Below are 10,580 nucleotides of genomic sequence, written 5' to 3'. Positions count from 1 at the left end.
GGCCAACGCAACCGCGATGGCATGGCCAATGCCCTTGGTGGAACCGGTCACAAGTGCACGCCTGTTCTGAAGGTGGAGGTCCATGGTGTTGAAGTCGGGAATATGGCGTAGGGATAACGCGAAAATCGCGGCGGGTGATTCAGACATGATACGAACCACCCCACCTTCGCGCTGCCGCAATCGTTTTAGCGCGGTTTTCCACGCGGTTTGGCGCACCGGCTCGGTAACGCCCCCGGCTTGACGGCCCAGGCAAGCGACGATTAGCCTGCATGTCAGAAGCTTGCACTTCGCTTACGGGAGCGAAGGCGGCTCGCACAAAACCGGATCACCGGTCGAACGGGGAGCACCACCATGAATACCGACGTACAAACACCACCCGAGGCCACCGCCACCAGCGAAGGCCCGTATCAGCTCGACACCATGGATCGCGACACCAACGTCGGCCGGCTCGTCCACCGGGTCCGGCATGCCTTGGTGACGCATATCGATGGCGCGCTGGCGTCGCTGGACTTGACCGCTGCGCAGTGGATGGTGGTCATCTACCTGGCCGAAGACCTGGCCACCACGCCGGCCGAGCTATCGCGCCTGCTGCACTACGATCCGGGCGCGATGACGCGGCTGATCGACCGGCTGGAGAAGAAGAACATCGTCAAGCGCGCCCCCAGCGATGCGGACCGGCGCTCGGTGGTGGTCACGCTCACCGACCAGGGCCGCGCGCTGTATCCGGAGATCCGGCCGCTGATCGTCGACGTGCTGAACCACCTGCTGCGCGGGTTCTCGCAGGCCGAGGTCAAGCAGCTGGAGAACCTGCTGCTGCGCGTGCTGCACAACGCGTAAGCGCTGTACGGCACGGCGATCGGCGGTCAGTGGACGGCGCTGTCTGCGCTGTCCGTCGTCCGCAGCGCATCGCGGTGTGCGCGCAGGCTGGCGAGCGCGGCGGGTGCATCGGCAGGGATGGTGCTGGCCTGCGCCAGCGCGGTTTCCAGCGCGCGCGCCTCACCGGCAATGACGGCTTGCTCCACCGTCAGCGCCGCGCCCTTGATACGGTGCGCGACATAGCGCGCCGCCGCCGGGTCACCCGCGTCCAGCGCGTGGGCCAGGCTTTCCAGATCGTCGTCGAGCGAGTCGAAGTAGATCGACCACAAGTCGCGGTCTTCGCCGGCCGGCGCGGGGGTGGGCGCAGCGGCTGCTCTCCCGGTATCGCACCACAGCTCGATCATCTCGCGCAGGTTGTCCAGGCGGATGGGCTTGGTGAGCATGCCGTCCATGCCGCTGTCCATCACACGCTGCTGGTGCGCCTCGTCGGTAGCCGCCGAGATGGCGAGGATGGGGGTATGCGCACCCGCCTCCGCCTCGCGCGCGCGGATGCGCTCGGCCACCGTGTAGCCGTCGATATCGGGCAGGTGGCAGTCCATCAGGATCAGGTGGAACGGCTGCGCGGCGGATTTCTCCAGCGCCTGCCGGCCATCGGCGGCGAGCTCGGCGTCGCAGTTCAGCAGGTGCAGCTGCTGCTCGAGCACCATCAGGTTGGTCGGGTGGTCGTCCACCACCAGCACGCGCGGGCGCGGCTGGATCGCCCCGGCCAGCATGTCCTGCGGCGCAAGCGTACTGGTCACCCCGGCGGGCTCCGGCGCGAGGGTCACGGCACGCTCGGGCGCCGGATGCGCCACCACCGCCTGTGCCGCGTCGACCGGCGCCACCTCGGCCGGAATGCGCACGGTGAAGACCGTGCCCACGCCCGGCGTGCTCTGCAGCTCGATCTTGCCGCGCATCAGCCGCACCGGCTCGCGTGAGATGGTCAGGCCCAGCCCGGTGCCGCCAAAGCGTCGCGTGGTGCTCGAATCGGCCTGTTGGAAGGCCTCGAAGATGCCGCGCTGATCCTGCGGCGCGATGCCGATGCCGGTGTCCGCCACGTCGATGACGAGGGTGCCCGGGCCGTCTGCCTTGGCGGCGGACGCGTAGGCCAGGCGCACCGTCACGCCGCCCTGCTCGGTGAACTTCACGGCGTTCGAGAGCAGGTTCAGCAGGATCTGCCGCGTGCGTGTCGGGTCGATGCGAAGGCACAGCGATGGGTCGATGCCGGTCATGAGCGACAGCGTCAGCCCCTTGCGCTCGGCGCGCCAGCGCACCACGTCCAGCGCTTCATTGGCCCACGGCACGAGATGCGTGGGCAGCCGCTCCAGCTCGACGCGCTTGGCCTCCAGCTTGGAGATGTCGAGCACGTCGTCCAGCAGCACCAGCAGCGTCTGCGAGGCGGTGGTGGCCACATGCGCCAGGCGCTGCTGCTTGTCGTCCATGGGCGTGCGCTGCAGCAGCTCGACCGAGGAGAGGATGGCGTTCATCGGCGTGCGGATCTCGTGGCTCATCACGGCCAGGAAGCGGACCTTGTCGCGCTCGCTGCGCTCGGCACGGCGGCGCTGCACCCAGGCGCGCCAGGTCATGAACAGGATGCCCGTGATGCCCAGCGCCATGATCATCAGCTCGCGCGAGCGGTAGCGCAGGATCGAGCGGTACGACGGCGCGCCGTAGTCCACGCGCTCCAGCCACTCGTCGAGCTGGTCGCCGACGTGTCGATCTCGCACGGAACGTCTTTGATGGAGCCGGTGAAATTGATGGTGCCGGTGGTGGGCGTCTGGGCCTGGGCAAAGCCCGCAGCCGCGAGGCCGAGCACCAGCGCGGCAGCGCGTCCTGCTTGAGAGGGAAGGGCCTTCATTGGTGCGTTCTCCTATTGACAGGGGGGAGCACCAATTCTAGGCACGGGCAGCACTAATCACATATTCAATAACTTTATTGTCTGCTGTGAATAACTTCGAATCGACAGCCTCAGCGCCCTGCTACGGCGCCTCGATCGCTGCTTCGTCGCGCCCGCGCTAGCTTTCCTGTTGTTCAAGGGCGTGGCGGTCAGCCTGAGAGTCGGCGGCCCAGTCAGAGCGTGGATAGGTCGAGCCGCGCGGCCACGTGGTCGATAAAGGCCCGCACGCGCGTCGGCGTGCGCCCCGCCGGCCACACGAGCTGCAACGGCACCGGCGGCGGCTCATGTTCGGCCAGCACAATCTCCAGCGCGCCGGATTCAACCCACGGCCGCACCTGCCACAGCGGCGCCCGTGCAATACCGAGGCCGTTGACCGCAGCCCGGTTGCAGGCCTCCGCGCTGGGCGAGCGAAAGCGGCCGCGCACCGTCACGCGCCGCGCCTCGCCAAAGGTCCAGGTTTCGTGCCCCGCTTCGGCGCGGATCAGGCAGGTGTGCCCGGACAAGTCTTCAGGACACCCGGGTCGCCCCTGCGCCGCAAAGTAGTGCGGGGCCCCGACCACCACGCGCCGCAGCGCGCCGAGCGCGCGCATCCGCAGCCCCGAGTCCGGCAAGGCTCCGAGCCGCACCGCCACGTCGATGCGCCCATCGGCCAGGTCGGCGCGGGTGTCGGAGAGCAGCAGTTCGGTCTGCAACTGCGTGTGCGTCTGCAAAAAATCCGCCAGCAGCGGCACCACATAGGCCGGGCCAAACAGCGTGGGCGCAGCAATGCGCAAGGTGCCGCGCATGTGCACGGTCTGCTCGGCGATGTGGTCATGGGCGCGGCGCAACTGCTCGACGGCAGGACGCACGCGGGCGGCAAAGGCCAGGCCCGCTTCGGTCGGGTGCGCCTGGCGCGTGGTCCGCGCGATCAATTGCACGTTTACCTCGCGCTCCAGGCTCGCCAGCGCACGGCTGACCGCCTGCAGCGAGCGCCCTAGCGCACGCGCGGCGGCGGTCAGGCTGCCGTGGTCCACCACGGCCAGCAGCACGGCGTAGTCATCGAGCGAGGGCATCGGATTCTGTCGGCAAGCGGGAGAGTGTCTGTCGGCCCCCGCAGCTAGGCGGGGCACACGGGCGCCCGTACATTCTAGCCATCACATTCAAGGAGCCCATCATGACCGCCAGGACACTCACTGCCTCTGCGCCCCTTCATCCGCTGCGTTACGGCGCCTCCATCACCCTGGCCGACGCCGGCCGCATCGCCGACGCCGCCCGCCGGGAAGCCGAACGCCAGGGCTGGCCGATGGTGATTGCGGTAGTCGATGCTGCCGGCCATCTGGTGCTGCAGCAGCGCATGGACCAGGCCCAGCTCGGCAGCATCGAGGTCGCGCGGCAGAAGGCGGAGACGGCGGTGCGCTTCCGCCGTCCGAGCAAGGTGTTCGAAGACGCGCTGTCGCAGGGCGGGCTGCATCTGCGCTTGCTCGGCATGACCAACCTGACGCCGCTCGATGGCGGCCTGCCGCTGGTACGCGACGGCGCGGTCATCGGCGCCATCGGCGTGTCGGGGATGCAGTCGACGCAGGATGCGCAGGTGGCGCAGGCCGGCGCCGGCGCGCTGTGAGCGGGCCGGTCGCCTACTTGTTGACCCAGCCGCGCCGCACGAACGGCGCCAGCACCAGCGCGTGCACCGCCAACGCAAGCCGGTGCAGCGGCTCGGCCGCCGCCTGCGCCAGCGGCCGGTTGCACAGCCACGCGCAGGCCGCCGACACCGCCGCCGCGCCCACCATGTCGAACGGATAGTGCACGCCTACATAGATGCGCGCCCACGCCATCGGCACCCCCAGCAGGGCGAGCACCGCGCCCGCGCGGCGCAGGCGCGGATGCAGCAGCAGGCTGAAGGCGACCGACCACAGCAGCGTCAGGTGGTCGCTCGGGAAGGATGAATCGGGCGCGTGCTCGATCAGCGTGTGCCCGAGGCCGATCACGAACGGGCGCGGATGGTCCCACGCCAGGCCAAAGCCGGCGCTGACCAGCAGCGCCGCAACGGCGGTCACGCCGGCCTGCAGTGCGTGCCGGCGCGTCGGCGGCTCGCCCCACAGCCAAGCAGCCACCAGCGTGGCCGGCACCAGCCAGATCGCATATTCGGCAAAGAACGTCGCCAGCCAGACCATGCCGGCAGGCGGCTGGGCTGGCGCGTTGAGCCACAGAAACAGGGTGTGATTGAGGGTTTCCATATCAATACAGGCAAGCGCCCGGGGCGCGGGCACGGTGGTTCGGCCAATGGTCAAGGCTCGATGGGCCAATCAACGGGGGAATGCCGTTTGTCCGGCAGGCGCCGCAGTCGTTCCCGCGCCCGTCAGGTTGGCCAGGCGTTGTCCGCAGCGTACGCCGCCAGACTTAGCGCTCGCACAGCCGCGTCACACCGCCATGCGTGACGGGGCCGCCGCCCGGTTGAACACCGCACGATCGGCCTTTGCTGACGTTCCTGCCATGCCTATGATGAAGGCGCACAGACAATCGACCCGGCACCGAGACCACCGCCGCACCAAGGCGGGGCCAAGCTCACAGACCGGGCAAATGCAATCTTTCCCGGGGGTGGGAGATGGAAAGCTTTCTGATCCAGCGGGCCACACGCCAGCAGGCCGTGTGCGCCGGGGCAATCGCGTTGTCGATCCTGCTGATCCTGGCCTTTGCCGCGCCGCAGGCGGCCGTACCGCTGCCAGCCATCGGCCCGTTCATGCCGATGTGCGCGCTCACCGTGTTTACCACCGCGGGCATTGCCGCCTTCCTGCTGGGGGCGCAGTTCACCGTCACGCGGCAGCCTGTGCTGGGCGCGCTGGGCGGCGCCTATGCCTTCACCGCGCTGGCGGTGGCGCTGCAGCTGCTGATGTTTCCTGGCGTCTTCAGCCCGACCGGCCTGTTCGGTGCCCGCCCCGCCAGCGCCGGCTGGATGTGGGTGTTCTGGCACGGCGGCTTCCCGCTCTTCGTGAGCCTGGCCGTGCTGGCGCGCGATCGTTTCGGGCGCCAGCCGATCGATGCCGCGCACATCACCCGCTGGACCTGGCTGCTGGTTGGCGGGCCGGCGCTGGTGGCCGCGCTGCTGTGCGGCATCGTCGTCAGCGTGGACTTGCCGCCCGCACTGGGCGCGGCCAACGGCGCGGACGGCGCCAGCGTGCTGAGCGGCCACCCAGTCGCGCTGATCCTGTGGGCGCTCAATGCCATCGCCCTGCTGCTGGTACTGGCCACCGGGCGGCTGCGCTCGGTGCTGGACCTGTGGCTGGCGATCGCCGCGCTGGCGTGCTTTACCGACACCAGCCTGAACCTGCTGAGTTCGGACCGCTTTACCGTCGGCTGGTACGTGGCACGCATCTTCAGCATGTTCGCGCCGGGCGTGCTGGTGTGCGTGCTGGTGTGGGAGGTGACGGCGCTGTATCGGCGGCTGTTCGAGGCGCATGTGTCGCTGCGGCAGACCTCGATGCACGACGCGCTTACCGGCATCTACAACCGCACCTACTTCAACGAGCAGATCCCGAAGATGCTGGGCGCGGCGCGGCGCGGTCGTGCGCCGCTGTCGCTGGTCATGATCGACGTCGACCACTTCAAGCGCTACAACGACGCCTACGGCCACCTCAAGGGCGATGGCTGCCTGGCGGCCGTGGCCGAGGCACTGGCGGGCGTGATCCGGCGCCAGGACGATTTCATCGCGCGCTACGGCGGCGAGGAATTCGTGGTGGTGCTGCCGGGCACGACTGCACGCGAGGCCCTGCTGATTGCCGAACGCGCACGCGAAGCCGTGCTGTACCTGCGCATCGAGGCGCCCACGCCGTCGCGCTTCGTGACGGTCAGCGCCGGCTGCGCCACCACCGCGCCGGGCGCACCGACGACCCTCGAGGCGCTGGTCGAAGCCGCCGATGCGGCGCTCTACCAGGCCAAAGCCGCCGGTCGCAATCTGGTTGTGCCGGCGGAGGAAGTCTGCGCCGTGCGGATGGCCTGAGCGGTCGCGCAGCAGGGTGCCCGGGTTACCCTGCCTTCGCGCCGCGGCCTCGCCCTTCCCTCGAGCCGCCCATGCCCCTTCTGCGCCACGGCATCCTGGCCATCGGCTTTGCGCTGCCCCTGCTGGCCGCCGCGCAGCTCGATACGCCCGCGCTGCGCGGCGCAGCCGCGCGCGCGCCCGACCTGACGTTTCCCGCCAAGACAAGCGAATTCAGCATCTTCACCACCCCGTCCATGGCGCTCTACAAGCCGGCCGGGGACGGCCCCTTCCCTGCCCTGGTGCTGCAGCACCAGTGCGGCGGTCTTGGTCACGGCAAATGGCAGAACCAGTCGATGCTGGAATGGGCACGCCGCGCCGTACGCCACGGCTACGTGGCCTTGCTGATCGACAGCCTCGGCCCGCGCGGCGTCGACTCGGTATGCATGGGCCCCCAGGGTGGCGTGACGCCGATGCGCGGCGTGCGGGACGCCCTGCAGGCCGCGGCCTACCTCGGCACATTCGATTTCGTCGACAAGACGCGCATCGCTCACGCCGGCTACTCGTGGGGCGCGATGGTGGGCGTGGGGCTCAGCGGCAAACACTGGGCCGAGGCGCTGGGCGACGGCGCGCGCTTCAACGCGGCGGTGGCGTTCTACCCGGTCTGCGCCACGCTCAGGCCGCGCAACGGCAGCCCGTTCGATGTGCTCAACCCCGACATCGACCGCCCCCTGCTCGTGCTGATGGGCGCCGATGACACCGAGGCCGTGGCCACGGAATGCGTTTCCAGATTGCAAGCCGCCAAGGACAGCGGCGCGCCCTTCCAGTGGCACGTCTATCCGGACACCACGCATTGCTGGGACTGCGAGAACCTGAACAACTTCAGCAAGACCGATGGTCGCGGCAACCATGTCGTCTATCGCTACGACGCACAGGTCACCGCAGATGCGGAACGCCGGATGTTCGAATTCCTCGATCAGGCGCTGCAGGTCAAGCATCCATGAGTGGCCGGTCCACAAACAGCAAACCCTGCAGAGACTGCGTCGGCGGGGTGGATCGGCTCTCCAGGGGCGGCTTCGTCTTCTGAAGCGCCCCTTGATATCTGTTTCTGACTTATTTCTTTATATATAAAAATAGTAGTAGTAGATAACGGTGCACCGTTTCTGTGGATAGCCGAAAAAAACGCTTTGGCGTCAATGGTTTGCGAAAAGTACAACCCATCGCACAGCGTGTGCCGTCGCGTGGATGAATCGGGCGGTTCGCATCGCGGCCGGTCGGCACGTGGGCAAGTTGTTCCGGCACGATCGACAGACTGCCCCCGGACAACCAACACGCTTTCCCGGTAGTTCCCCACAGGGCAAGGCGGGCTTATCCACAGCACTTGGCCAAAGAAAAGGGGCCTGAATCTTGGTGGGCAGAGCAGGATCGCACGCACCACCATCGCACGGCGAATGCCAGAACGCGACATCCCACTGGATCAGCGACTGCGGCCAGCGCGATACGCAACCACTTGCCCTGACGCCCAGCACAGAGGGTCGTCCTTCAGATCTGGTTGAACCCGACGCGGGACAACAGCTCAGCAAATCTGGGATCGGAGCGCACGCTGTCGAAGGTCGGTTCTGTCCTGAGCTCGATGAAGTCAGGACTGTGCTCATCGTAGGCTTTCTCCAGCCAGCCGAAGGTCTGCTCCTTGTCCCCGAGCGAACCAAACACGCGCGCCATGTTGTAGGGGTGGACGTAGTGCTTTTCGGATTCGGTCTCCAACGTATCCACGATCTGCTGCATGTCCGCTCTCATGTCGGCTGCGGCATAGGTCTGGGCCAGCCCCGTCAGCGCCTCCGTGCTCCTGCCGGAAAGCGTGACCGCCTTCTGCATCTCCTCGATGGCGTCAGGGAACAACTTCTGCTGCTGGTAAACCAATCCCAGCCTGAAATGAAGTAGAAAGTGGTTTGGATCGATTTCCAGGGCTTTACGGAGTTCTTCCTGTGCCTGGTCGTATCGCCGCGCAAGATACAAGATGATGGCAACCGATGAATTCAGCACGGAATTCAACGGATCCATCTGTCGGGACTGCTTGACCCTGGCAATGGCGTCTTCGGGCCTGCCCACCGTCATCAGATATTCCGCGTACCAGTAATAGGCGATCGCGTGTCCTGGGTTCAGTTCAATGGCGCGCAGGAAATCCTGGTCCAGATCGACCCAATCCCAATCGTGCAAACGCACGTGGGCCAGGGACGCATAGGCCTCACCTAAGTCCGGTTCAATCTGCAGCGCTTTCCTGGCGGCCATTTTTGCTTTGTGAAACGTTTCGCGCGCAGGGCTCACGCCGCGACAGGCCAGCATCGTGTAAGCATCGGCCACGCCATCGTAGGCGGCGGCAAAATTCGACTGATGTTCAATCGCGAGCTGAAAATACTCAATGCTCTTTCGCAGTCCTTCTTCGGTGCGCATGGACCAGAAGTGACGCCCCTTGAGATACGCTTCGTGCGCCTGCGCATCAATGGCAGGCGTACGGTCTAAGCGCCCTTGCTCGTGCGGCGTGAGCTTGATCTCAATTTCGCGGGCAATGGCCTTGGCCACCTCGATCTGCAGGGCCAGGATGTCATGCCGGTTCCCCTCGTAGGTCTCGGCCCAAAGGTGCGTTTCGTCGCTGACCCGGATGAGCTGCGCCGCAACCCGTACCTGCTCTCCGGCACGCCGGACGCTTCCCTCGAGCACGTGGGAAACGCCGAGGTCCTGGCCGATCTGATGAAGGGTCTTGGTCGTGGACTTGTAGCGCAACGCGGAAGTCCGGGCGATCACACCCAGGCGCTCCGGGCTGAGCCGGGCAAGCTGAGTGATCATGTCCTCCGTTAGACCGTCACTGAAGTAATCATATTTGTCGCCACCACCGAGACTTTCGAACGGAAGCACGACCAGTATCACGCGCCCCTCCGATGGCCATGGCTTATTTGGGAGCGGCAATGCTTCCGGTTCGCTCGCCTCGCTTGCCACCAGCGCCCTGCCGTTCGGTTGCAAACGCCCCGCGCCATCCTCAGGCCGCGGCGGCCTTCCCGGGGCGGCAGTGACCGGGCGGTGCCGGCTCCGATACAGCGCATCCGCCACAATGATCGCGACGCCAACAAAGACAATCACCGGGCGCGCATCGAGCGCCAAGCGTGACAAATGTCCCACCCGCTCTGGCCCCGCAATCGTGCGGACGAGTCGAGCGATGAATTCCTGCGGCGCGAAACCGGTGAGTGCTAAGAGGACGCCCCCAATGAACCATTCGCTCACCCGCTCGCGCAACATGACCCACAGGCGCCGGTGTATTCGCTGTGGGGTTCGTCCGTCTTGTTCATCTTCCATGTCGTCCCCGCAGAGCGTCGTGTCGGCCAGGCGTGATGAACCCTGCCGCGGCACAGGAAGTTGGGAGGTGGGCGCAGGCGTACACGCCGACAAACTACCTTTGTAACTATCGGCTTTTCTGATATGAAAATCTATGCGCCACCGTGCAGACCACCCCGCCCCGCCAGTAGGTTCGCCCCCTCGGAAGGGGGCGTCGCGGAGGAGCGCATTTCTTTCGAACTAAGAAATCAAGGCTGACGGCGCGGCACCCATCGAGCAGCGGCTGGGGGCGAAACATACTGGCTGGGGGGGGCGCTCTTATGCCGGCCGCGACACAGTCCGGGCGAATTGGCGGACCTCCCGCAAGCGACCGAAATGCCTCCTGGCGCCACGGATCGCGTCACGCCGGGCGTGCCGGCCACCCAATGCAATCACGGCCCTGGATGCAAAAAAGCCTTGGAACACGTTGTGGTTCCAAGGCTTTTTGCACTGAATGTTGGTGGACCGAAGGAGGATCGAACTCCCGACCTCCGCATTGCGAACGCGGCGCTC

The 10,580-nt window shown here is 66.6% G+C and carries 8 protein-coding genes and 1 pseudogene; 4 read left to right on the top strand and 5 right to left on the bottom strand.

The genetic code is table 11. From position 1 onward, the window contains the following. Positions 1-84: pseudogene (locus QZ609_RS26805) on the bottom strand (oxidoreductase); the annotation flags it as partial. 267 nt (positions 85-351) lie between these two features. Here QZ609_RS26805 and QZ609_RS19900 point away from each other — a divergent pair. Continuing rightward, positions 352-837 carry a MarR family transcriptional regulator gene (locus QZ609_RS19900; RefSeq protein ID WP_295498503.1) on the top strand — a complete coding sequence of 162 codons (486 nt, stop codon included), beginning with the start codon at positions 352-354 and terminating at the stop codon, positions 835-837. 26 nt (positions 838-863) lie between these two features. Here the strand turns inward: QZ609_RS19900 and QZ609_RS19895 are convergent, their stop codons facing one another. Then, positions 864-2,582, bottom strand: a complete 1,719-nt coding sequence (locus tag QZ609_RS19895; RefSeq protein WP_295498500.1) for an ATP-binding protein — start codon at positions 2,580-2,582, stop codon at positions 864-866. A gap of 343 nt (positions 2,583-2,925) precedes the next feature. Then, entirely contained in the window at positions 2,926-3,804 is an 879-nt protein-coding gene (locus tag QZ609_RS19890) for a LysR family transcriptional regulator (RefSeq protein WP_295498497.1), read from the bottom strand. Positions 3,805-3,905: 101 nt separating this feature from the next. Here QZ609_RS19890 and QZ609_RS19885 point away from each other — a divergent pair, with 101 nt between their 5' ends. Continuing rightward, positions 3,906-4,352 (top strand): heme-binding protein, encoded by a 447-nt coding sequence (locus tag QZ609_RS19885; protein WP_295498494.1) that lies wholly within the window; start codon positions 3,906-3,908, stop codon positions 4,350-4,352. A gap of 13 nt (positions 4,353-4,365) precedes the next feature. On the opposite strand, the gene QZ609_RS19880 is transcribed toward QZ609_RS19885, so the two are convergent. Continuing rightward, on the bottom strand, positions 4,366-4,965 hold the full coding sequence (locus QZ609_RS19880) for an undecaprenyl-diphosphatase (RefSeq protein WP_295498490.1): 600 nt from the start codon (positions 4,963-4,965) through the stop codon (positions 4,366-4,368). A gap of 368 nt (positions 4,966-5,333) precedes the next feature. Here QZ609_RS19880 and QZ609_RS19875 point away from each other — a divergent pair, with 368 nt between their 5' ends. Together QZ609_RS19875 and QZ609_RS19870 are read left to right on the top strand one after the other, a co-directional pair. Further along, the gene (locus QZ609_RS19875) at positions 5,334-6,725 is read left to right on the top strand and encodes a sensor domain-containing diguanylate cyclase (RefSeq protein WP_295498487.1); all 1,392 of its coding nucleotides are present in this window, start codon (positions 5,334-5,336) and stop codon (positions 6,723-6,725) included. A gap of 71 nt (positions 6,726-6,796) precedes the next feature. Next, on the top strand, positions 6,797-7,705 hold the full coding sequence (locus QZ609_RS19870) for a dienelactone hydrolase family protein (RefSeq protein WP_295498484.1): 909 nt from the start codon (positions 6,797-6,799) through the stop codon (positions 7,703-7,705). A gap of 538 nt (positions 7,706-8,243) precedes the next feature. Here QZ609_RS19870 and QZ609_RS19865 read toward each other — a convergent pair. Further along, positions 8,244-10,049 carry a tetratricopeptide repeat protein gene (locus QZ609_RS19865; protein ID WP_295498481.1) on the bottom strand — a complete coding sequence of 602 codons (1,806 nt, stop codon included), beginning with the start codon at positions 10,047-10,049 and terminating at the stop codon, positions 8,244-8,246. Positions 10,050-10,580: the final 531 nt, after the last annotated feature.

Origin of the sequence: uncultured Ralstonia sp., from assembly GCA_913056305.1 — a bacterium.
Classification (GTDB): Bacteria; Pseudomonadota; Gammaproteobacteria; order Burkholderiales; family Burkholderiaceae; genus Ralstonia.
Note: the sequence above shows the minus strand (reverse complement) of the source record. Positions and strands in the feature narration are given on the sequence as shown.

What these genes read in the sequence shown, in the direction of transcription:
- QZ609_RS19890 (WP_295498497.1), bottom strand. Translation starts at nt 3,804, where the DNA reads ATGCCCTCGCTCGATGACTACGCCGTGCTGCTGGCCGTGGTGGACCAC.
- QZ609_RS19865 (WP_295498481.1), bottom strand. Translation starts at nt 10,049, where the DNA reads ATGGAAGATGAACAAGACGGACGAACCCCACAGCGAATACACCGGCGC.
- QZ609_RS19875 (WP_295498487.1), top strand. Translation starts at nt 5,334, where the DNA reads ATGGAAAGCTTTCTGATCCAGCGGGCCACACGCCAGCAGGCCGTGTGC.
- QZ609_RS19885 (WP_295498494.1), top strand. Translation starts at nt 3,906, where the DNA reads ATGACCGCCAGGACACTCACTGCCTCTGCGCCCCTTCATCCGCTGCGT.
- QZ609_RS19870 (WP_295498484.1), top strand. Translation starts at nt 6,797, where the DNA reads ATGCCCCTTCTGCGCCACGGCATCCTGGCCATCGGCTTTGCGCTGCCC.
- QZ609_RS19880 (WP_295498490.1), bottom strand. Translation starts at nt 4,965, where the DNA reads ATGGAAACCCTCAATCACACCCTGTTTCTGTGGCTCAACGCGCCAGCC.
- QZ609_RS19900 (WP_295498503.1), top strand. Translation starts at nt 352, where the DNA reads ATGAATACCGACGTACAAACACCACCCGAGGCCACCGCCACCAGCGAA.